The sequence below is a fragment of the Clostridium magnum DSM 2767 genome, from assembly GCF_001623875.1.
In the GTDB taxonomy this organism is placed as follows: Bacteria; Bacillota; Clostridia; order Clostridiales; family Clostridiaceae; genus Clostridium_AM; species Clostridium_AM magnum.
This window is the reverse complement of record NZ_LWAE01000003.1, coordinates 717,044-740,872: the sequence shown is the minus strand read 5'-3', so window position 1 is coordinate 740,872 and position 23,829 is coordinate 717,044. Positions and strand designations below refer to the sequence as shown.

The 23,829-nt window shown below is 32.3% G+C and carries 22 protein-coding genes; 15 read left to right on the top strand and 7 right to left on the bottom strand.

What is annotated here, in order from left to right; all coding sequences use genetic code 11:
• A partial coding sequence (locus CLMAG_RS16840) for a transposase (RefSeq protein WP_153040995.1) occupies positions 1 to 459 on the top strand: 459 nt, incomplete at its 5' end.
• Between the two features lie 501 nt (positions 460 to 960).
• Here the strand turns inward: CLMAG_RS16840 and CLMAG_RS16835 are convergent.
• From CLMAG_RS16835 to CLMAG_RS35015, 4 genes are read right to left on the bottom strand one after another with little or no spacing between them, the layout of a single operon-like run.
• A complete protein-coding gene (locus tag CLMAG_RS16835; protein WP_066624991.1) occupies positions 961 to 1,479 on the bottom strand; it encodes a transposase in 519 nt (172 codons plus the stop codon).
• Positions 1,460 to 1,654 (bottom strand): transposase, encoded by a 195-nt coding sequence (locus CLMAG_RS16830; RefSeq protein ID WP_161486993.1) that lies wholly within the window; start codon positions 1,652 to 1,654, stop codon positions 1,460 to 1,462. The genes CLMAG_RS16835 and CLMAG_RS16830 overlap by 20 nt, the downstream gene beginning before the upstream one ends.
• On the bottom strand, positions 1,638 to 1,841 hold the full coding sequence (locus tag CLMAG_RS31820; RefSeq protein ID WP_278330862.1) for a hypothetical protein: 204 nt from the start codon (positions 1,839 to 1,841) through the stop codon (positions 1,638 to 1,640). The genes CLMAG_RS16830 and CLMAG_RS31820 overlap by 17 nt, the downstream gene beginning before the upstream one ends.
• A complete protein-coding gene (locus tag CLMAG_RS35015) occupies positions 1,811 to 2,077 on the bottom strand; it encodes a transposase family protein (protein ID WP_423231081.1) in 267 nt (88 codons plus the stop codon). The genes CLMAG_RS31820 and CLMAG_RS35015 overlap by 31 nt, the downstream gene beginning before the upstream one ends.
• A 396-nt stretch (positions 2,078 to 2,473) precedes the next feature.
• Between CLMAG_RS35015 and CLMAG_RS30905 the strand changes: the two genes are divergently transcribed.
• From CLMAG_RS30905 to CLMAG_RS16815, 5 genes are all read left to right on the top strand, one after another.
• Positions 2,474 to 2,782 carry an ATP-binding protein gene (locus CLMAG_RS30905; RefSeq protein WP_082831969.1) on the top strand — a complete coding sequence of 103 codons (309 nt, stop codon included), beginning with the start codon at positions 2,474 to 2,476 and terminating at the stop codon, positions 2,780 to 2,782.
• A 311-nt stretch (positions 2,783 to 3,093) separates the two neighbouring features.
• Entirely contained in the window at positions 3,094 to 3,264 is a 171-nt protein-coding gene (locus tag CLMAG_RS33800) for a hypothetical protein (RefSeq protein ID WP_242873054.1), read from the top strand.
• Positions 3,265 to 3,359: 95 nt separating this feature from the next.
• Positions 3,360 to 4,040, top strand: a complete 681-nt coding sequence (locus CLMAG_RS33795; RefSeq protein WP_066624980.1) for a methyl-accepting chemotaxis protein — start codon at positions 3,360 to 3,362, stop codon at positions 4,038 to 4,040.
• 12 nt (positions 4,041 to 4,052) lie between these two features.
• Entirely contained in the window at positions 4,053 to 4,331 is a 279-nt protein-coding gene (locus CLMAG_RS16820) for an STAS domain-containing protein (RefSeq protein ID WP_066624978.1), read from the top strand.
• Positions 4,332 to 4,540: 209 nt separating this feature from the next.
• Positions 4,541 to 5,455, top strand: a complete 915-nt coding sequence (locus tag CLMAG_RS16815; protein ID WP_082831968.1) for a cellulose biosynthesis cyclic di-GMP-binding regulatory protein BcsB — start codon at positions 4,541 to 4,543, stop codon at positions 5,453 to 5,455.
• Between the two features lie 236 nt (positions 5,456 to 5,691).
• On the opposite strand, the gene CLMAG_RS30895 is transcribed toward CLMAG_RS16815, so the two are convergent.
• Together CLMAG_RS30895 and CLMAG_RS30890 are read right to left on the bottom strand one after the other, a co-directional pair.
• The gene (locus CLMAG_RS30895) at positions 5,692 to 6,291 is read right to left on the bottom strand and encodes a transposase (protein WP_082831967.1); all 600 of its coding nucleotides are present in this window, start codon (positions 6,289 to 6,291) and stop codon (positions 5,692 to 5,694) included.
• Entirely contained in the window at positions 6,230 to 6,769 is a 540-nt protein-coding gene (locus CLMAG_RS30890) for a helix-turn-helix domain-containing protein (protein ID WP_082831966.1), read from the bottom strand. Before CLMAG_RS30890 ends, CLMAG_RS30895 begins: the two co-directional genes overlap by 62 nt.
• 416 nt (positions 6,770 to 7,185) lie before the next feature.
• On the opposite strand from CLMAG_RS30890, the gene CLMAG_RS16805 reads away from it, so the two are divergent.
• Complete coding sequence (locus CLMAG_RS16805) at positions 7,186 to 8,043, top strand: DMT family transporter (RefSeq protein WP_066624968.1); 858 nt, start codon at positions 7,186 to 7,188, stop codon at positions 8,041 to 8,043.
• A 103-nt stretch (positions 8,044 to 8,146) separates the two neighbouring features.
• Positions 8,147 to 8,413: a metal-sensing transcriptional repressor gene (locus tag CLMAG_RS16800; protein WP_066624960.1), complete on the top strand. Its 267-nt coding sequence runs from the start codon at positions 8,147 to 8,149 to the stop codon at positions 8,411 to 8,413.
• Between the two features lie 106 nt (positions 8,414 to 8,519).
• Here the strand turns inward: CLMAG_RS16800 and CLMAG_RS16795 are convergent, their stop codons facing one another.
• Positions 8,520 to 8,705, bottom strand: coding sequence for a hypothetical protein (locus CLMAG_RS16795; RefSeq protein ID WP_066624955.1), 186 nt, complete (start codon positions 8,703 to 8,705; stop codon positions 8,520 to 8,522).
• 137 nt (positions 8,706 to 8,842) lie between these two features.
• On the opposite strand from CLMAG_RS16795, the gene CLMAG_RS16790 reads away from it, so the two are divergent.
• The 7 genes from CLMAG_RS16790 (at position 8,843) to CLMAG_RS16760 (ending at position 23,669) form a co-directional block, all read left to right on the top strand.
• Complete coding sequence (locus CLMAG_RS16790) at positions 8,843 to 9,319, top strand: hypothetical protein (RefSeq protein WP_139264288.1); 477 nt, start codon at positions 8,843 to 8,845, stop codon at positions 9,317 to 9,319.
• 271 nt (positions 9,320 to 9,590) lie between these two features.
• The gene (gene iscB, locus CLMAG_RS16785) at positions 9,591 to 10,892 is read left to right on the top strand and encodes an RNA-guided endonuclease IscB (RefSeq protein ID WP_066624950.1); all 1,302 of its coding nucleotides are present in this window, start codon (positions 9,591 to 9,593) and stop codon (positions 10,890 to 10,892) included.
• A 186-nt stretch (positions 10,893 to 11,078) separates the two neighbouring features.
• Positions 11,079 to 14,375 (top strand): type IV secretory system conjugative DNA transfer family protein, encoded by a 3,297-nt coding sequence (locus tag CLMAG_RS16780; protein WP_066624949.1) that lies wholly within the window; start codon positions 11,079 to 11,081, stop codon positions 14,373 to 14,375.
• A complete protein-coding gene (locus CLMAG_RS16775; RefSeq protein ID WP_066624948.1) occupies positions 14,360 to 14,569 on the top strand; it encodes a hypothetical protein in 210 nt (69 codons plus the stop codon). The genes CLMAG_RS16780 and CLMAG_RS16775 overlap by 16 nt, the downstream gene beginning before the upstream one ends.
• 215 nt (positions 14,570 to 14,784) lie before the next feature.
• On the top strand, positions 14,785 to 15,768 hold the full coding sequence (locus tag CLMAG_RS16770) for a hypothetical protein (protein WP_066624947.1): 984 nt from the start codon (positions 14,785 to 14,787) through the stop codon (positions 15,766 to 15,768).
• Between the two features lie 492 nt (positions 15,769 to 16,260).
• The gene (locus CLMAG_RS16765) at positions 16,261 to 17,640 is read left to right on the top strand and encodes a cell wall-binding repeat-containing protein (protein WP_066624946.1); all 1,380 of its coding nucleotides are present in this window, start codon (positions 16,261 to 16,263) and stop codon (positions 17,638 to 17,640) included.
• 32 nt (positions 17,641 to 17,672) lie between these two features.
• Positions 17,673 to 23,669: a CARDB domain-containing protein gene (locus CLMAG_RS16760; protein WP_139264289.1), complete on the top strand. Its 5,997-nt coding sequence runs from the start codon at positions 17,673 to 17,675 to the stop codon at positions 23,667 to 23,669.
• Positions 23,670 to 23,829 lie beyond the last annotated feature (160 nt).

Below are 23,829 nucleotides of genomic sequence, written 5' to 3'. Positions count from 1 at the left end.
AACTGGGAGAAAGACAGAAGGTTTGTTGTGTCTCGCGTACTGAAACCAGAAAAAGAAAGAGCACAAATATCACTTTTAGAAGGCTCTGAGTACGAATACTTTTTCTTTGTGACAAACACTACATTGCTTTCTGAAAAAGTAGTTATATCCTATGAAAAACGTGGCAATGCTGAGAACTATATTAAAGAAGCCAAATACGACATGGCGGTGGGTCATCTTTTACTTAAATCATTTTGGGCAAATGAAGCGGTGTTTCAAATGATGATGCTTTCATATAACCTGTTTTTGTTGTTCAAGATTGATTCCTTAGAGCCTTCAGAATACAGACAGCAAATAAAGACCTTTCGTTTGAAGTATGTATTTCTTGCAGCCAAAATCATTAAAACCGCAAGAACTGTAATTATGAATTTGTCAGAAAACTATCCGTACAAGGAAGTGTATGAAAAATGTCTGGTATAATAAAGATATCATCTTGAAAATCGAGTGTTGCTCTGTGGATAACTTGCAGGGTTTAATAAGTATCTTTACTCCAAAGTTGCAATCAATAATTTATTGAAAAAGATTGAAAGGTGGTGGTAAATAATGTTACAATGTGGGAGTATCAGTTTAAATTTTTCTTGAAATAGTGTTCTTTTAAGCTAATAAAAAATGCACGTGGAATTTAGGTACAAGATTCAAATATGTACGATTTTAAAAAATATCTAGATGACTATTTAAATGATATGATATTAAAAGATGGTAAATTAAGGTTCAACCACGACTTTTGTGAAACCACCTAATAACTGTAAAAACATATCAGGAAATAGTACGACTATTTTCCAGTAATATGGAGTCCAAATATTTGTAACATATCATATGTTTTGTTAATAATGAAAAGTAAACATATATAGCATTTTACTGCCAAATGTAATATTTATAGTATCCTTGAGTTAAGATGTATACACTGCTATATGTCCAAATTCAGGCACATTCGGAACATATTCTTAATCTAAAGTTATCAATGTTACGGTAGCCATAACCCCTACGCTTAATATTTTTAAGTTTATGATTTCTACCTTCAGTTGGACCATTGCTTATAAAAAAATAATAATAGTTGAGTATATATTCTCTCCAGTTATTTAGAGTTTTACAAAATGATTGTAATTCTGGTATTTCACTTTCAGCTACAAGAGCTGTGAAATAGTCGATATAAACACTTGCTTCATCTATGTTTGTTATATGAAAAAATGTTCTAAACTCTTCTTTTAACTCATAACAAGTGCGAAGCATTGGGTATTCACTGCAAACTTGCTCCAAGAGTTTTTCTTCTTCTGCTTTTAAATCCTCATGATTTTTTAAAAAGGCCCAGCGTATACCAAATACTTTCTTTTTATCGCCATCTTCCTTACGGATTTTATTTTGGATGTGTTTCCTTGCCTTATCTACTGCTACATGGAAGGCCTGAGATATATGAAATCTATCAGTAAACCAGAGCAGCATTAGGAAAGCACTCTAATACTGCTGCCGCATAAGTTTTACTCATATCCAAGGATACAGCTAAAACACTTTCACGTTGTTCCTTAGTAAAATTCTTTGTAATGTATTTAACAACACTTTCTTTTGTTCTGCCGTCAATTAGTGCTGCTACATCACCAGTTTCATGATTGTATATCACTGGTATAATATACGTGTCCTTTAGATTTTGCAATATCATCAATGCCGAGGAAAATAAAAGGTCCCATTTCCTTTGTATCTATCTTAATTTTTGCATAATGATTGAATATGCGCTGTACCTTATTATCGCTAAATCCAAGTAATTCAGCCACATTCTTTATAGTGTTTTTGCACGTAAGTTTAAAGATAAACTCTTCAAATGTATAGTATGAGGCTGGTATTTTCTTATGAACGAAAATGCTTCATCAAATGGATGATTAAAATCACATTCACATATATATCTACGAATCTTTAGATGTAGTATAGTTGTTTTATCACATATGGGCAAATGCTCATATAATTGAATTCTATAATCATGAACTTTATATGTTGTTTTATTGCATTTAGGACAACTAACTGAATGAGTCTTTGATTCTGCATGAATTTCAACTATCCATTATTTACATTTACAAATATTACCTTAATATCTTGCAATCCTATTAGATTTTCTATAAAATTAAAGTCTAAAGGCATTCGATACTCACTCCTTATTTGATTTTTCGTGCAAGATAATCATAAAGGAAGTATCGGATGCTTTTCAACTTTTTTGACAATACATTGGTAATACAATTAATGGTTATCCTTATTAATCACAAAGGTCGTGGTTGAACCTAAATTAATTGATGATTCCTCAATGATTGCTATAGAAATAAATTAGACTTAGGGTGATAATTATGTTGAATTTAATAAAAAATACTCTAACCTTATACGGTATTAATGGTTACAATAATATAATCGAAAGTGTAATAAAAGCTTTAAATGCTTATGATTATTATTTGACATAAAATTAATTCTAACAGAAGCTTTATTAAATGCTTTTGAGCATGGGAATAATAGCGATAAAAATAAACCTATAAGTTTATTTTACAACTTTGATGGCAAATACTTAAATTTTAAAATAACTAGTTCTGAAAAAACTTTGCCAAAGATTAATATACCTGAATCTGTAAGCAATGAAGATTTACTAAAAGAACATGGCAGAGGACTTTTTCTTATAAAATCTTTATCTGATAAAGTAGAATTCAAAGGTAACTCATTGCTTATCCAAAAAAGCATTTTAGATAATACAAATACGGAGGTCTCTATATGAAAAAAAGTTTAGAAAAAAAATTGATTTCACTAATTCTTATTGCATTTTTAATCCTATAATACCACTTGAAATTCATATTCTTATGTTTACTTCAGACTCATATAAAAGCTATAATTTATCGATATTAATTATACTAATTGTATTAGCAGCAATATATATTACTTTTCCTGTATATTTGTTAAACATAAAATTATTAATCCGATAAAGCAACTTGAAACATCAATGACAAAAGCAGGCAATGGAGATTTACTGTAAAAACAAATATTAAAACTGGTGACGAACTTGAAACTTTAAGTAAATACTTTAATAATATGATAAAAGATCAAGATCATATAGTTAAAAACATAAGAAACTTTTCTGAAACTTTAACTGCAGAATCTGAGGAAATATCTGCATCTAGTGAAGAAATTAGTTCTGCAACTGAAGAAGTAGCTGCACATATTGAAGAGGTTGCCCAAAGCTGTGAAAAACAAATGGCTTAATTGTACAAACTTCAGAAGTTCTAGTTCAGCTTTCTAGTTTAGTTCAAATTGCTCAAAATAAAGCTTCAACTGCTAAAAACAATTCAAATACCACTATGAATGCTGCTAATAACGGAAGAACTCAGATTGAAAAAACATTGAATGCTATAAACAATATAAGCCAAACCTCTGCTGAAGCTGAAAATATTATGCATACTCTAGACGATCTTTCAAATAAAGTAAGTGGAATAATAACAACAATAAATGATATATCAGAGCAAACAAATTTACTTGCTTTAAATGCCGCAATAGAAGCCGCAAGAGCTGGTGAACATGGCAAAGGCTTTTCCGTAGTTGCTGATGAAGTTAGAAACCTTTCGGAACAAACAAGCAATGGTGCTAATGAAATATCTAAATTAATAACTGAAATGACTACTTTAACAAGAAAAGCTGTTGAATCCATGACTTCTAATAAAAAAGCAGTCGAAAATGGTGTATCTGTAGCTACAGATACCGATAAATCTTTTGTGAATATAATTTCTTCAGTAAATCAAATTGTAAGTGATGTTAATGAAATAGTTGATGTAACTAAAGATGAAGTTGCAAGTTCAGAACAGATAGTAAAGTTAATAGATTCAGTTGCAAGCATTACAGAAAAGAATACTGCAAGCAGTGAACAAGTTGCTGCTGCATCAGAAGAACAAGCATCTGCTATTCAAAATGTTGCCGCTAGTTCAGAACATACAAGTGAAACTGCAATCGACATGAATAAATTAATTGAAAAATACAATGTTTAGAAGGTGATAATAATGAAAAACATTACAATACCAGAGAATTTTTCTGTTGAGGAAGCTTCTGAATATAGAAAAAAACTTAATGAATTAATTGAAAATGGTGAAAAAGACTTTACATTAGATTTTAGTAATTGTACTTTTATCGATAGTACTGGATTGGGTGTCCTAGTTGGCGTTTATAAAAAGTGCAATGAACTTAATGGAAATTTTGTGGTTCAATCAATAACAAACCCTCAAGTTTTAAAGATATTTAAACTCACAAGACTAGATAAAGTCTTCAATATTGCGAAGTAGCAATGCTTCGTCACATAAACCAATAGGGGTTTGGGCTTTTAGCCCATGTGATTCTTGAACTAGATAAAAGTATTATCTTAAATAGTCCTATAAATCTAAGGTTCAAAAATTGTAAAATACTAAGAAATTTCAATAACTCGCTGAAAAAATTCTCAGACAATTGAAATATCTAAGTATTTTACAATTTTTGAGCCAAGATTTATTAGGGTATATATGTTAATGGAATTCCTATAGGCAGTAAAAAACTAGATAAGGATAAATGTAATGGAGATCAGTTAGAATTACCCATACCTAAGGATATGCAGATATCCAATTATATGGATATACAAATTGCATTTGATCTTGAACAGCCAAATTTAAATTGTCAGTTTAGGCAGGAGGAAATGCCCTGGGCTATTGTGACAGGGGATTCATATATCTATATACCTAATAATAAAGTGGATTTTTACAAATTCGATAACTATCCTCAACCGTTTATTTCAGACAAACAAGTTAATAACATAGGAATTGTAGTACCAGAAAATCTATCAGAAAAAGAGCTGGAAGGAATAAGCAGAATCTTTTCATATATGGGCAATGATATGGAATACAATAACGGAGAGTTAACGGTTATAGAAGAGAAAAATTTCTCAAGTAAGTATCATAATATGAATCTTATAGTATATGGTACTCCTCAGAGAAATAAGGTTATAAAGGAATTAAACTCTAAGTTGTGGTTTAAATATAATAAGAATTATAGCTCCTTTGAAGGAAGTGAAAAATTATATTTAACAGAACCCTATGCTTCAAATATAGCATCTTTTCAGTTTGATGTATCGCCATATAATAAAGGCAGGGCTATTTTAGTTTTAACGTCACCAAAGGATGACATACTTTTAAAATCATTGATGTTTTTATCCACAACAAAATATAGTTCAAAACTTTCAGGAGACTCTGTTTTAATAGATACCTATGGTAATATAAAGAACTTTAAGTTTAAAAAGGAAGATAATAAATCTTTAAAGGATAAGTTTAATATTATAGAGACAAATACTAAAGTTTTTCTTGGCTTCATAGGGCTGTTCTTAATATTTAGTGCCACTGCGGTAGTTTTATATTACTTTAAAAATAAGAGATTTAAATAAATATAGATAAACAAATTCATAAATTGACATATTCACTTAGCTAAGGTATTGAGTTTACTGAACAATAGTTAATGAATATGTAAAGCTTTGAAGTTGGATATCTATATATAGGGTTACACACCTACAACTTAACTTATACACATGTTAAAACCTTGTGGTTTCAATGCTTTGATTATATGAATAAATTAAGTTTAGACTAAGTAACCCTATATAGGGTTCAACGATTTAAATTTAACTTATACTAGGAAACTTCTAGCATATGCTAACGAACGAATCTTATCAAAGTCATTGTTGAGTTCGTCAAATAGCAACTTAATATCAGATATTAACTCAAAAATAGAACTTCTAGAAGAAGGTCTAAATAATTTAGCCTTTAGATAGTTCCAGATATTCTCCTGAGGATTCATGTTGGGGGAATACCTAGGTAGTAATATGACTGTTAGTTTTCCTTTGTTATCAAAGAAAAAACTTTGCATTTCATAGCTTGTGTGAAATTTAGCATTATCCATGAATAGTACTACTTTTTTACCTTCATTAATTTCTATTAGATTTTCTATGTGAGCTTTTACTTCTTTTGAAGTTATAGAGTGTTCGGAAGAATATAAGTCATTGACAGTATGGAAATTATTTAAAATTGAAGTAGAGCCTATGATATTAACACCATCATGCGAAGCATTTTTTTCAAGAACAGGGGGATTTCCTACAGGACTCCAAAAGAGACGGTTGTCCGATTCAACACAAACTTTAGTTTCATCTAAAGCATAGACAACTACCTCAGATGAAGACTCTAAAGTGTCTAGTGTTTCTAAAGTTTTTTTTAAAAGCTTCCTGTTCATCTTTGTCAGCTTTCGTAGGCTTTGGTTGAGCTCTTTTGTAAGATAGTCTATTAGCAATAAGAGTTACCCTTATTGTTTCACCTGATACTTTTATTCCATATGTTTTTTCAATATATAGAGATAAAAGTTGGCAAGACCAATTATGGCATGTGAATTCAAAATCGGCAGGTGACTTATTTGTAGCCACATAAATAAGATCATCAACCATCTCTGGTTCTAATTTACTTTCAGAACCGCCACGGTTATCTTTTATGGATTCTATGCCATGAGCATTCCATTCTTTAATATGCTTAACAATGGAAGTCTTGCTTAACCTGGTAGCCTCAATAATGTCAGTATTCGACTGTCCGAAGTATCGCATTGTTACTACAGCCAGTGCTAATCTTGAATATTTGCTATCTGTGTTATTCTTTAGATCAACTAAATCTTCAATTTTATATCCATGTAATGTTTCTATGCTGAATGACTTTCTTCCCATAATCAAAACTCCTTTCTCCGTACATTTAGTTTTTGGAGAAGAATTTTAATTATTCGGTATAAGTTAAGTTATGACCCTTGAACCCTATATACACACCCACACCAGAAAGTAGACTTCCACGCAGGTATATGTTTCCAAAGCTGAAGGCACATATAAAAACTTTTTAATCAATCTTAGCTTAGTATTTTAGAAAATCTTAGGACTTCTGATATGTTTGAGGTACGAGTTTATCAGATGTTCTTAGATTTTCAAAATACTAAGCTTTAGAGTGATAAAAAGTTTTTATAGTGCTGAAGCTTGGAAACATATACCGGAGTGTAAGTCTACTTTCGGTCGTGGTTATCTATGTAGGTAATTGATGAGATTTGTGTTATTATGGTATGATAGTGGTTGACTAGGAAAAGGAGTGGATGTAGATGTATTCGTGGCTTTGGATGGTGATTATATCGGGAATTTTATTGGGTTTTTGGGATATAACTAAAAAGCAAGCATTTAAAAAAAATTCTGTAGTAAGTGTACTAGCCTTTTATTCTATATTTTGTTTTATTTTTGTATCCTTTGAATTTAGTAATGCTGTTAATTTAAGTGGGGATAAGATTCTCGTAATTTTTGTTAAGACCTTTATTATATTTTTGAGCTGGGTTCTTGGTTTCACTGCAATAAAACAGCTGCCTATAAGTATTGTAACTCCCTTTGATACTGTAAATCCATTATTCTCTATAATTTTAGGTATCCTAATATTAGGTGAGAGCCTTGGATTATTACAAGGGATAGGTATTGTAATTATGTTAGTGGCTTATTACTTTATAGGAAAGGTTGGTTCAAAGGAAATAACAAATGTATTCAGAAATAAATATTTTTACTTTATGGTAGTCAGTGCTTTGCTAAGTGCTGTAAGTGCAACTATTGATAAAATAGCCCTAAGGTCAATTAATCCTGGACAAATGCAGTTTTGGTTTTGTTTATTTATATCAATATTTAATGTGGCATCATTGCTATATACTAAATGGAAATCAGAAGAGAAAATTCCTATAAGGTTTGATTATAACATACCTCTTATGAGTTTGCTTTTAACTATTTCAGATAGAATATATTTTACTGCAGTAAATATTCCTTCAAGCCAAATATCAGTAATTATGCCTCTTAGAAAAATATCTATCTTTATTTCTGTAATAATAGGTGGATTAATTTTTAAAGAGCAAAATCTTAGACAAAAATTCTGGTGTATCTGTCTATTGATTGTAGGTATTGGGTTAGTTTTTATTGCAAAATAAGATATACATACTTAATTAGGACAAATTACTATTGAAATAAATTAAAGGGTAATTTATAATCAAGATGCACCCACATAGGGAGGGGGCATAGGAGGCATAGAGTATGAATGATGAAAAGAAAAAGGCAATACAAGCTTTAAAAACTTCCAAAGGACAAATAGAGGGAATAATAAAAATGATTGAAGAAGGCAGATATTGTATGGACGTATCTAATCAAATGGTTGCCGCTCAGTCATTATTAAAAAAATCTAATTTATTAATACTAAAACAGCATTTAAATCACTGCGTTAAGGATGCTTTTATAAATAATAGCGGAGACGAAAAAGTAGACGAAATAATGGATTTACTTTCAAAGTTATTAAAAGATTAAAAATAGGGCTTCAGATCAGAAAGTTGACTTATACCTACGTATGAGTCAACTTTTTGCTCTGAAGCCCTATATAGACAAATGAATTATGAGGTTGGGTATCTATATTTTAAAATTCATCGTTATCATCTAATGGTATTATAGCTTCTGGATTTACTGATGATTTCATGTTTTTTGTTTTATTTTTAGCTGTAGCATATTTTGGAGTATTAAAGGCAATTTGCTTATTTTTATTTGTATTTTTCATCCTTGGCATAAATTGGTCTTCATTAAATTCTTCTAGGCCTTTAACCATTGCTGTTAAATTTCTTACTACATTTTCAAGTATATAGACTATTATTGAAGATTAATCAAATAAATGTTATAATAACAATATAATTATTTAAAAAATATAACAATATAATTAAATATTAAATTACAGAGGTGAATTAATTGTTAAATATAATAGATTTTAATAGAAAAAGGAGTGAGAAAAGCATGGTACTTGGAGAGATTATTTTTAATTTAGGCAGCATTCAATCAGGTGAAGAAATCCAAGTCTATTCAAAAGGAGAGGATCTATTTAGAAATGAAAAAATAGATATTTATACTATTGGAAGGGGAAGGGATGGAGGCATCTATATAAAGTTTGATAAAAAGACTAGTTTGGATGGAGTAAACGGATACTCAAGTAAAGAAAATGTAGCTAAGATAGGAGTAGCTGCTTATACAGAGGATAAGTGGCAAGAAATGAATTTAAGTAACTCTGAAATAGAATCACTGAAGCACAATTCTTTTGAGAATGGAATTATTAGAAGGGGATATGCCTTAGAGGGCCAATTTGAAAGCGGTCTGCACTTTAAATATCCAAATATAATCATGGTTACTTTGAAAGATGGGGTCAACTACTCACCACTTAAACTGCATTAGCATTTTTGAAGTGGGAGCTTGTGTAAACAAGCTTGGTTGAATAGCTTAAGTCTTAACTGACTACGTTATACAAAAATAGATAGTTACCTTGGGATGCTCCACAAGTTCCAAGCTCTAAGGTTTAATTTTAAACATCTCTAAAGAGTAGGAGAAGTGAGTTAAATTTAAAACTTTGTATAACATTAGCTATGTGGACTTACCTAAAGGGAAGGTTACTTCTCTTTAGAGATTTATAGTTTTAAACTATTATTTTAGAAAGGATGTGTACCTTATGGTATATGTTATTAGTAATTTAGATAAGCCACTTATGCCTACCAAAAGGTATGCAAAAGTTAGGATTCTACTTAAAAACAAACAGGCTAAAGTGGTAAATACTAAACCATTTACAATTAAACTACTTTACGACACAAGTAATTACACACAACCAGTAACCCTTGGAATTGATAGTGGTTACACTTACATTGGATTTTCTGCTGTTACAGATACTAAAGAACTAATTTGTGGTGAGGTAACACTACTAAAAGGTATGTCAGAACGCCTTAAAGAACGTTCTATGTATCGTAAACAGAGAAGAAGTAGGCTTCGATATAGAAAACCACGCTTTGATAATAGAAAGCGTTCTGATGGATGGTTTGCACCATCAATACAGTATAAATTAGATAGTCATTTAAGATTTATAGATAATTTAAAGAAAATACTGCCTATAACTAAAATAGTTGTAGAAGTTGCTAATTTTGATATTCAAAAAATTAAAAATCCTAATATTGAAGGGGAGGAATATCAAAATGGTGAACAAAAAGGGTTCTATAATTTAAGGGAATACATTTTTCATAGAGATGACCACACCTGTAAGCTTTGTGGTAGAGATGATTTGCCACTTCAAGTGCATCATATAGGTTTTTATAAAGGTGATAGGTCTAATAGACCTGGCAACTTAATTAGTCTATGCATTAAGTGTCATACACCTAAGAACCATAAAGAGGGACAAGTTCTTTATGGTTGGAAACCTAACTTGAAAAGTTTAAAAGAAGCAACATTTATGTCTTCAGTTAGATGGAAACTTAAAAATATATTAGGCTGTGAACACACTTATGGTTATGATACAAAATCTAAGAGAATAGTTCTAAATCTAGAAAAAACACATTATAATGATGCCTTTTGTATAGCAGAAGGCAATACTCATGATAGAGTAACGCCTATATATTTTGAGCAAATAAGACGCAATAATCGTTCTCTCGAAAAGTTTTATGATGCAAAATATATAGACTTACGTACTAATAATAAAGCAAGTGGTCAAGACCTCTTTAGTGGTCGCAGAACACGTAACAAAAACTTAAACTCTGAAAACTTACACAAGTATCGTGGAGAAAAATTATCTAAGGGTAAAAGAACTATAAGAAAAGAGAGATACTTTTATCAACCAAATGATTTAGTAAAATATCAGAATAGAATTTATGCAGTTAAAGGTACTCATAATAAGGGTGCAAGAGTTATGTTAAAAGAAAACAATAAGTCAATTAAAATTGGAGATTTAGTTCCCTATAAGTTTAGGAAAGGAATAGTAGCTGTTTAGCTTACGCTAAAAGAGCAATTCCTCTCCTCCTGTAGAGGAAGGAGGAGAGGAATTGCTCTATTCAGATGAAACTGAAAAATATGAATGAGGAGGACAAGTCTTGATAAAATCTCTGTTTGCAGTAGATATAATAAGTTTTAGCAGCAATAATACAAGTATCTTACAAAGGAAGAGAGGTTGCAATTTATGAATCATATTATGAAAGCCTCTAAGGATATGTTTCAGAAGGTTGTTGACAAGAATCATGGAAAGAGAGTAGATATTGCAGGGGCTATATGTTATTCACTTAGTTTATTGGTGGCTATGTACTGTATTTATGGGGTTGTACAAATTTTATGGTATCCTATTCTAAAAACAAAACATAGTTCATTTTTTTATACAATTTTTATCTTACTTCCAACTTTTACTTTCTATACTACAATGGCTGGTGAATACTTTAAGAAACCTTCACGAAGAGTTCAGCAGTTTTTCTTAGTTATAGTTACTACATCTTGTGTAACTTTAGCTTATATAGTTCAAATTGCAAATACAAGCTTTGTAGGTATGCTAAGAAGCATTAAGAACATAGAAGTTATTCCAAGTTCCTTATTAGAAGGTAATATTAGAATGGTTTCATTGTTTATACCATGTGCTATAGTATTACCAATAATAACTCTAACATTTAAAGTAATCATGGATAGGCAGATTAAGAAGGATCTAATAGAATATGAAGCAGAATTTTTAATTCCTAATGTTCACAAGATGGATGATACTACAATAGATATTAAAATCTGTGAGGACCTTCAAACAGGGGAGGATTGTATTGTACCTGAAAAAACTGCCTATGAGCACTTTTTCTTACAAGGTGGTACAGGTTCTGGTAAAACTGCTACTTACATTCGTCCATACTTAGGACAACTGTTCCATATGAAGGGTTATTTAAGGGAGATGGAAAAGAAATTAGCATTTGAAGCCCTTAAGGAAGGCATAGCATACTTGGGAGCACCAATTACAAACACATATTTCGCTAAGAATTTTACTATGGATTTAATAAAGCCAGTACAAGGAAAAGAGAATGAGTTTAAAGAGAAATTTAAGAGGTTTATAATAGGCACTAGAGATAAGGAGTTATTGCTAGTAGATAAAGTAGTTACAGAAGGAACTGTAGCTTTTAAAAAGCCTAAAAATGATTCAAACTCCGTAATAAAAGTTACAATCTTTGAACATGGTATGGAATTTGCAGAGAAAGAAATTAAATTCAAGGGAAGTGAAGTTCCTACAGAGATTGTAATAAAAGAAGGCTTAAAGCCTATTAGCATCAACCCAAATATCCAAGGAGGCCTTGGATTAGAAGTTAGAAATGAACTTGATGAGGTAGTAACATCTGCTCCTGACATAGAAGAAGGTGACGAATTAATTCTATCTTTCCCTCCGTTACAAGATGGTTTTACTTATCAAGTAACCGCTCATGAAAAGGGGGCAGGGGAGATAATTTACAAAGGATTAGGTGTAACCGTTGTAGCTCCAGATGGAGGTTTACCAAAGGATACGCTAAAGATAGCAAAAGAATATTGTGTTAAGGTATACAAAATTGATCCTGTAATGGAGGAAATCAGAAAAGGTGGGATTGCAAGATTCAATCCACTTTTGGGAGATTCACCTGAGAAAACAGGGGATATTATATCAAGTATATTGGTATCTATGGAACAAACTAATGGACAAGACAGTAATCCTTATTTCACTAATGCTTCCGTAAGAGCTGTAAGAAATATTACTATTTTAATAAAAGTTATGTATCCAAGGCTAAAGGGCATTAATCCAACGCTGCAGGATATATTAGATATACTAAATAATTTTAACTTAGTAGTACCTATAGTAAATGAAATGAAAAAGGATGAGACACTTAAGAAAAGATGGAGTTCTGTTATAAGCTACTTTGAATCAAGTTTCTTCCCTCCAGAGATGGATGATAAGGGAAGACCTATAGCTGGAGCTACAATAGGTTCTCAGCGTAAGAAAACAGAGGAAGCAATCGGTGGTATAATTAATCAATTAGACAACTTCCTTGGTAGAGAGGAAATTAAGTATATTCTTTGCGACAGAAAAGATAGCTTAGACTTAGCAGAAGTCCTTGAAAAAGGTGAGTGTATAGCAATAGCTACAAGACAGAATGATTTAGGGGAAAGACTAGGTAAAGCGTTTGCCCTCATGTTCATTTTAAGTATGCAGAACGTAGTATTATCAAGGTATTCAGAGGATGAGAATCCAGAAGTTCCGCATTATTTAATCATTGATGAATTCCCCTTCTATGTCAACGACTCAACGAAAGTTTTCTTTACTTTTGCACGTAAATACCGTACATCAGTCTGTGTGGCTATACAGAACATGGCTCAGCTTAAAGAAGTATCAGATGTATTTAGGGAAACAATATTTACGAATACTGCAACTAAGATACTTCTACCTAAGAGCAACGTTGAGGATAGAGAATATTGGTCAAAGTTCTTTGGAATAGAAGAAGCATTTGAAATGAAAACAGGTGTCAGCCAAAGTGCTTTAATGACTTCAAAACCAAGCTATAGTGAAAGTAAACAGGGTACTTTAGCAGAGAAGTCAAGAGTTACGGAACAGGATATAAATGATATGAACTTTAAGCAAGCTTTCTACTGTTATACTGACAGCAAAGGCAGACAACAGGTAGGGAAGGGCTTAACGGACTTCTTGAAAATTGATGAAAATAGCAAAATTGAAATAGGAGAATTTGATTTTCAGCAGTTTAATAGGGAAAGTATAGCTGAATATGCTGCTAGAGAGAAAGTTAAAAAAGAAGTTGCTCAGAAAAGGGTTGAAACAACTGCCGACTTTCCAATTAAAGAGGGCTCAGTATCAACAACTACTGTAAGTGGATTTGAGCCAATAGAAGAAAAAGTTGATATCGATACTATTCCAAGTGAACTAGAGATACCAGAGGTTGAAATCAAGATTGGAGCTAGTTCAGAGGACAGGGAAAAAATAGACTTAGACTTAGATTTTGCACCTACCTTTGATGATATTGATAAAATTAAAGCTGAAACAATGGTAAATATAGATGGGCCGGATATAGGTTTTGCTACTTCGGAACCAATAGAGGCAGGAACAAATATAAATATTCAAGTACAGGGGGCTTCAGATATTGATACCTTTGATATAGATAGTATGGAGCTTGAAGGTGCAGAGGAAAATATCAGTATCCCTGTGGCGGCAGAGAAGCTTACTGTTAAGGAAAAGGAGGATAATGAGAAGTCTGAGAAGGTAGAATTGAATGATGAAAAAATAAACCTTGATGAAAGCATAGAGGACATACTTTCTGTTTCTGAAAAAACAATCATAGAAGAAATTAATAATAATATAGAAGTGATTAATAAAAATGATGAAATTGCGAAATCTAATACTGAATCAAAAGAAATATACTTTGACTTAGATTTAGATTTCGAAGTTAAAGGGGTAGACAAATGGGTAAAAAAATAAACCTTGGGGATGTAATCTACATTCCTTCAGAAAGAAAAGACTTCACGATTACCTGCATTGAAGGGTCTACAGTAAAGCTAACAAACTTTAAATCAAAATCACGTATAACTATGGATTATGATACTGCTCTTGAAATTAAAAATATGGAAGAGTTAGATTTAAGCGGGCACAACTTAGAATCTCCAATATTATAATGAGTGAATAAATAAATACATTTAATATTTTTAACTATGTAGTATTTTTATAAATTGCATAGGAAGAAAAAAACATAATTATTGTTTAAAACCACAATAGATGTTATAATATTATTATAACATCTATTGTGGTCTATATTATTATTATTATTATAAAAATTAAAGATTAATATAAATAAACATCAGATATAAAGAAATAGGAAGGGATATAGGGTATGGAAGAGAGAAAGTGCAAGAAATGTGGAGAGTATATGTCTTATGGTCTATACGATTATTATAATGAAGATTGGAATGGTGTTTCTGATATAGAGAAGATGGCAGGATATAAATGCTTTAATTGCAACATAGTTGAGTTTGACGAGGACATCATTGAGAATCTTGATCCTGATTTCAAAATCATGAAGATGCTGTATGCAAAGAAAAGGGGTGCTGAAAGCCCAATACAGCCAATTATGATAAGTAAGGTTAAAAATGCAAGAATGGCCAAAGATATTGAGCCAAAAGTTATGGCAGATGTGCTTGACTTCACAGAACAGAGATACGGAAGCTTAGAGAGAAACAATAATACGCCAAACGTGTTTTTAGCTTTACAACTTGAGAAAATCATAGGAGTAGACATTCATGACCTTTATGAAATAGTATATATACCAACTACATTATATAATAAACTTAAAATATTAAATGATAAATTTGAGGTTATTGAAGGTATACCAGAGCTTTTAGATAGAAATACAGAAATTGACCAAGAGATTAAAGAGTTAAAGAAAGACTTAACTCAGCGTAGAGCAGCTATTAAAAGATTAGTAAATGAAGAAATATCAGAAGAAAAGAAGAAGAATCCAAAGCTTTCATATACTCCAAAAGAGGTAAGAGATAGGCAATCAGATAGAATTAAAGATGATGAAGTAAATATTAGAATAATGGACACTATGGTAAGTTTAAGAGCTGAAAAGATAGATATTAACGAACAAATTCAAAATCTAACAGGTAATAGCAAAGATCCAGATAAGCGAGGTAAGAAAAGGCCTAAAGAGGGCGAAATTGAAAGACAGGATTTCTTATTAAGATTGGGATATTGTATTGATCTAGAAAACTGGGAAAGAGCAAAAGAGATATATGCAGATGAACTCGATATAGAGAATGCTAAAGCATCTGATAATGATGCTACAGCAATCGATGATGAAAATTTAGATAATTAATAAAAAAATAGAATATAGAAATAGAGCGGATATAAGGGCTTTGATTCCACTTGAATCAGAGCCTTTTTATTGTTTTTTGATAAACTAATAGAAGCTGAAATTACTTTAACTAGGTTTACTTTAAAAACATAATATCTACAATGGGTTTACCATGTTTACTAAAATTCAATTAATATCAATAAGTGTTCGGTGGCATTTTGATGAGGTCTATTAATTTTCTGTTACTTATGGAAATTAGTGATTAAAATATCCTTAAAAACCGCTATTTTAATAGAAATTATATTTAAATTACATGCTTATAAAATAACACAGTTTGACAAAAACAATAAATTTATTGTATAATATAAATATAATTAATGATAGAGAAAATTAAAAAGAGGGAAAATGAAGTTAAGGAATGACACCATTTAGAAATTTCTCTATATATAAAGATTTCGGAAGCTACATATCAAAAGTGAACAGGATATTAAAGTAAAGATAGGAGAGATTGTTATGTTTAGAAGAAAAATGGTATTATCCCTCATGACTTCAATATTGGCTTTAGGAATGTATGCAACTAAGGCTCATGCTTCTACAATAGATATGAAGAGAATTTGGGGAGGGGATAGATACGACACCGCCCGAAAAATATTAAATACTGGCTGGACTAATACAGACTGTCTTGTTGTTGCTAGTGGAGAGAATTTCCCTGATGCCTTATGTGCAGTTCCTTTAGCTAGAAAATACAATGCACCAATAATGTTAGTTGGCAAAAATGGAATATCAGGTAATAATGAGCTAGAGCTTGCAAAGCTTGGTTTAAAGCATGTTTTTATAGTAGGTGGAAAAGGCTCAGTTAGTGAAGATTGTGAAAATGTTTTTAGAGCGTATTGTGATGAACCTCTTACTGCAATAACTAGGTTTGGTGGAAACAATAGATATGAAACATCTAAACAGGTAGCAGAATACTTAGGAGCTAACAATGGAGTAGTTATTGCAAACGGAGAGAACTTTCCAGATGCACTTTCTATAGCACCAATTGCGGGAATTAAAGGAATGCCTATATTATTATCACTACCAAATACTTTGCCTGATAGCACAAGTTCTTATATAAAGGATAAAAACGTTACCAAGTCTTATGTAGTAGGTGGCAGTGCAGTTGTTTCTGATGATATATTAAGTCAACTTCCCAATGCTAAAAGATTAGCAGGGAATAGTAGATATAGCACCAATGCTGCTGTAATAAATGAATTTAAAGATTCTTTGAACTTTGCAAACACATATATGGCTTCAGGACAAAACTTCCCGGATGCATTGTCAGGCTCAGCATTAGCAGCTTTAAATAATGCACCTATGTTCTTAGTAAATGATAGTAATTCACAAGAGCAAAAGGATATAATACAAGGGAAATTAGCATCAATAAATAAGATTACAATGCTTGGTGGTTATTCAGTTGTTAAGTATAATCCTATTAATAACTTGATAGACGGTATAAATGAAGCGGTAATACCTTATCAAAGTGGATGGAATAACGAGTTAAAATACAGATTAAACCGCTATGCAGATTCACCAGAGGCAGCTTGTCAATGGTATCAACCAATATATGACCAATTAAACTATATACTTTTTCAATACGCTACAGGTAAGTTGTCTACAGAAGAAGCAATTAGTAAAGTTAATTCTACTAAGTATTTAGAACTAGGAACAGAAAGCCAAAATACAATAGTTAGAAAATACACTTATGCTACAAATAGTACCGCCGACATTTACAGAACTTATGGGATTTTTTCTGGCATGTGTTACAACTATTCTAATTGTTTTATATATTATGATGCTAAAACAAATACCAATACTATATATGCGATAGGGACTCGTATTTTACCAGAAAACTAGATGTTACGTTTTTTTAAGGAGGTGATAGCGTTGTGATAAGGAAAAAACGGATAAAAATGTTCTGCTATATTATAGTTTTAATCTTATTTAGTATTAATGCTATAAGAGGTTCACCAGTTGAGGCTGCAGCGACAGTTGTAGCCCAAAAGTCAAAGGATGTTACCCAAACTAAAACATATAGTGTTCATGTAAATGATAATTTAATTGATCCGACCAATAGTATATTTACTGGCAGTAACTATACTTACCTAAATGGCTTGGTTGGAAAGTTTGGGTTTGATGGAATTGATAATACTAAAATTATTAATTATATAAATGACCAGAGTTATTCTCTTAATGGAACACTAGTAGATAATAACAATGCACAGATTAAAGTAGCCGAGAATGCAGGTCAGCTTAATTTTAATAATGGAAGTATACCTATACCATTAAGCAGTATGGGATTTGATGGCTCACAGGATACAATGACAATAGGATTTTACTTGAAAACTGATAACCCTAGTGCTAACCAAATGCCGATTACTATTAATGGTGGTCCAAGGATCAATTTATATCAATATGGAAATAAGTTTGGGTTGAATACTGGAAATGCAGAGGTATATGGGACTAACGTACCTTTATCTACATCATATTATACCCATATTCTTATGACTTTGCACAAGAATAACTCCGCTGCTACTGAGCTTTATGTAAATGGAACGAAGCAAACAAATAGCTATGTTCTTGGAAGTAGTAGTTTAGATTCACTAATTTACTTTAGTGGTAATTTAAATATTAATTCTACTGATACGTCATATAGATACAAGGGTGGTTTTATTGATGAGTTATGTGTTTGGAACAGGGCACTTAATCAAGACGAAATAAACACAATAACAAATTTTTACGGTGCAGATTACCAATTTAATGATTTCTATAGAGGTGGTTATGCTACGAGATTAGCTTCTTATACCAGCGGGGGATACAATGACAATGGTTATTTATCTATGAGTGGTAATGTTGGGGCTTCCAATAACTCTGGAACAGGTTTAGTAATGAAAGGATTAAAAGCTAATACAAATTATACACTATCTTTCTATTACCAAGTTCCAAGTGGCTCAAGCAGTAATCCTCTAAATGTTTTTATTAATGATGGATACAATGCAGCCAATCTGCATGCTCCTGTAAGTTATGGTATGGCTTCAGCGTGGACAAGACAAAGTTTAACATTTACAACAGGTGCTGACGGAGGATTATGTGCAGGTTTTGTAAGGAAAGATGTTCCTACTGTAAATCTGAATTGTCTGAAGTTAGAAGAGGGAAGTAGTCCAACTTTATTCATATCATATGGACAAGAAGTAACCTATGATTTTGCTGAATTACCCGAAATCAGTTCATATGGAATAAGTAACTCAATGGCATATAGTGAAACGGGCTATTTGAGTACCACACTAACTGCACCAAAAATGAAGTTTACCCCAAGCGGTGGAATGATAACTCACAATGGGAAACCTATTATGATGCAGCAGAGCTTCACTAAACAGTCAACAGGAACATTTGCTACGAATAATGATTCTAACTTTGCAAGTAGCTATAATGTAAATGAACTTGGATATACAGGAACAATACCTAGAGTATCAACCACTTGGACACCTAATTGGGTGACAGGAAGAAGCATTTACTTATCTGGTAATGCACAAAGTGATCCGAATGTTTATTATGCACAGTTATCTGATTGGAGTTATCCGAGTAGTGTTGTTAAAAATTACTTTGATACTGCTTCTGGAAAAAATGTAGTTGCTACTCTACCATTATTAAGTACACCATATGCAATTAATTCAAGGGTAGAGACTGATCAGAATACAAGCTTAGGAAGATATAGTATGTATGACCCATACAATCACTCTACTTTAGGATGGATGTCCAACAACTCCAGCACTTACTATGGAGGGGCAGAATCATATTCTGATGCTTCACCAAGAAGACCAGTTGATTACTACGGACCGAGTGGAAGTGGCTGGACTTTGATAGATATAGGTTGGGATGATCCTTATGTTATATATGCACCAGACGTAAACCGTACAACATGGACTTCTGATGCAGGATCAGGTGGTAATACTAATCTTTATAGAAGAGGTGTGTGGCTAACCTATGAAAGATCAGTTACTAAATATCAATATCAAGCTGATTATGGGGCTACTGTTAGTTTACCAGACTACATCAAGGATTATAGCGGAATAGCAAAATATCAAGGTGTTGTAAGTAAAACTACTGGAACTACTACAAGTTATAACAACTATACAGATTGGACAGTTACAGTAGATTACTCAGGGACAGAACAAGCTATAGATAATCCACCTGTTGCACAATTTACATGTAAGAGTCAAGTATTTGTGGGCACAGGTGCAGCGGAGCCTTCCTTACAATCATTAGTTGATAGCTATGGAAGAAATGTAATGATAAAAGATACAAGTTATGATCCAGATCCTTGGGATAGTATAACTGAAACTTGGGCGTACAGCACTGATGGAGGAGCTACTTATACAAATGCTTCCTCGATAACATCATTTAATACCCCAGGAACTTATAAAATAAGGCTAACAGTAAAGGATACTGGAAATCCACCTTATTCGGGGCCTTTTACATCTACTGCTTATCAAACAGTTAAGGTTTATCCATTAAACCATATGCCTGTAGCATATTTTGAAATAGGAAATGCACAACCTATGAAAACAGGGGATGCAATATCTTATCTAAATACAAATATGTCAGAGGCGGGAGATAGTTGGGATAGCATAACAACTTATACATGGGAGTGGAAAAACCACACAAGCAGTACATGGACTTCTGGAAAACCTGCAAGTTTTGCTACAGAAGGCGCTTATGATATAAGATTAAAGGTAACTGATAAAGGTAACAATCCTGATATTAATGATAGCTTAACATCAGATTGGCTTCAGAGAACAGTTATAGTTCAAAACAACCCACAGCCAATGAATATTAAAATGGATTCGATAGAAGTTGTAGGAGCTTCCGACAATTTACCAGTAACTAAAATGGCTTACGGAGATTCTTATAAAATAAAAATAGTTCTAAGAAACACTGAACTACCTGATATTAAATTACCTTTTGATATTCTTTATGACTTTGGCTCAATGGGATATGAAATTATAACTTACTCAGGTAATATAATTGGTCAAAATAATCCGATAACATTGTATTCTTCAGCATTTGTGGCAAATACCACAAAAACATCAGAATCACCACTTGCATATGCGGATTATGCTAATTTTATTCCAGAGACAAATGAAAATGATAATGCTAAAAAAATAACTCTACCTCTAGTGAATAACCGACCACCGATAGCTAGTTTTACTTTAACACCAAATCCTCAACTAAGTACACAACCTATAACTTATAATAATACATCTTCTGATCCAGATGGGGATGCATTAACAAACTTTTGGTGGTATCAACAAGCAGATAGCTCAGGAAACTTTGATACAAATGATGCTAGCGTAAAGTGGGTAAGTACAGGAAGTTCACCACAGAGTTCATTTACAGTAACAGTTTTAACTAAATATAGAATAAGACTAAGAGTTAGAGATGTTAATGGTGCTTATTCTGGTTACGCTTATCAAGACATAACTGTATTACCATATAGCGTAAAGCCGACTGCCGATTTTACAGTTGCTCCAAATCCTCAGTTAACAGGACAAGCCTTAACTTATACTGATAATTCCCACGTAAATGATACTTGGGAAACTATAGTGCAAAGAGAATGGTCTTGGTCTAAGGATGGAGTTACATGGAATACAGCTGCAACCCCACCGAGTAGCTTAACTACAGGTGATTGGACAATAAGAGAAAGAGTACTCGGAAGTGGTAATTCTCTAAGTCCGGGGCTATGGAGTGATATGTGCATTAAGACAATAACAATATTGCCTTACAACACAAAACCAACTGCAAACTTTACAGTTACTCCAAATCCTCAATTATTTGCACAAACTTTAACTTATACAGATTCCTCAACTCCTAACGATTCATGGGATGCACTTACTACATGGGAGTGGAGTTACAGTTCAGATGGAGGCACAACATGGTCAACTGCAGCTAGCACACCACCTTCATCATTTAATACTCCAGGTGCTTACAAGGTGAGATTGAGGGTTAAGGATACAGGAAATGCTCTAAGTCCAGCTTTATGGTCAGATTACTGCATTAAAGATGTAAGTATTTTAGATCAGAATATAAAAGCAACATCAATTGATATAGTAAATGTAGCTGATACTAATCCAGTTGCAACACTACAAATGAATAAACAGTATAGAGCAAAAGTTGTTCTAAACAATACTGGAAATACTACTATATCAAGCTTTAAAGTTGATTTAAAAGAAAATGGAACTTTATTAAGTAATACAACTACCGTTACAAATTTAGCAGCAGGAACTTCAACCACAGTATATATAACATTCACAGAAACAAGTAACGGAAGCAGAACTTTCACATCAATGGCCGACTTTGATAACGCTGTATCTGAAACAAATGAGAGTGATAACACTGTTTCAGTAACAGAAACCTCAGTTAAAGTAAATCTTAAGGCAGTTTCAATAGATGTAGTAGGAACTGCTGATGATATATCAAAAACTGAATTGCAACAAGGAAAGCAATACAGGGCAAAAGTATCTATCTTAAATGATGGAGATACTGATTTAACAAACTTTGTTGTAGGTTTATATGAAAATGGAACTAAGTTATCGACATCAACTGTAGCAAGTTTAGTCCATACGGCTGGCTCAAATTCTAAAACTGTATATATAACATTTACTGCAAGCAATAGGGGAACCAGAACATTTATGGGAAAGGTTGATGATTCTAACATCATTGATGAAAGTGATGAAACTGATAATACAGTGAGTAAAGATTTAATCAGTAATAGACTTAATGTAAAAGCAGTTTCAATCCAGCTGCTAGATACAAATAATGTAGCAGTAACTTCAATGACACAAGGATTACAATATAAAGCAGCAATAAATGTTACAAATGATGGAGACAAAGATCTAAGCGCATTTAACGTTGGATTATATGATAATAGTTCAAATACTCTAACAGGAGCGGTTAAGGTTGGAACAACAAGTTTAACTCTTGCAAAAGGAGCTTCAACCACAGTTAATATAACATTCACTGCTCAGAATAGGGGAGTTAGAACATTCATTGGTTTTGCTGATGACACTAATGTATTAGATGAAACTGATGAAACAGATAATCAGGTTAATGCCTCAACTACTGTAAATAAAGTGAATGTAAAAGCAGTTTCAATAAGCGTTCAAGACAGTAATGGAGTTGCTCAAACTGTCTTATCAAAGGGAGTAGCTTATAACGTAAAAATAAGTCTTACCAATGATGGAGATGTAAACTTAGGAGCATTTAACTTAGGTTTATATGAAAATGGTGTAAGAAAGTCATCTGTAGCTATAACAAGCTTAAATATAGGGATAACAACAACTTACACAATAGCATATACTCCACAAATTACTGGAGGAGTAACACTTAGGGCTTTTGCTGATGATAACTTACAGATAGTTGAAAGTATTGAAACTGATAACCAAGTATCTACAGTACTTACAGTTAATGACCTGATGCTAACTAACTACAGAATATCATCTATGGTAAATCCACCAAGCACGTACACTTATCCAATGGATATTACTAAGATGCCAGTAGGGGTTAAAGCAGGTTACAATGTAACATTCCTCGTTGATGTAGTTGGAGTAGCAGATACAGTAACTGCAGATTTCTCTGATAGCTCAACACTAAATAACAAAACTGTAAGCTTCACTAAGATACAGGATATTGATGCAAGTCACTCAACATGGCAAGCAGTTGTAAACACTGATATGAATACTCCTATAAATACTATAGTGTATTCAACAGTCAAAGGAACTAAAGGTGCTTTAGTTTATAACTATAATACTGCCAACAGTTGGGGTGGACAAACATTGAATATCGTAGGATCAGCTCTTGAAGATTTTATGATTAATAGAACGTATTAAAATTTACAAGTGTCACTAGTTTTTTAGTAAAGTACCCTTGAGGATGAAACTTCAAGGGTACTTTTTATTGCTAATATATTTATTACGTTATTATCCTGTTGTAACAATGGCAATACCATGGTAATAACAGGGTAACAATAGGGTGTGGCTTATCAAAATA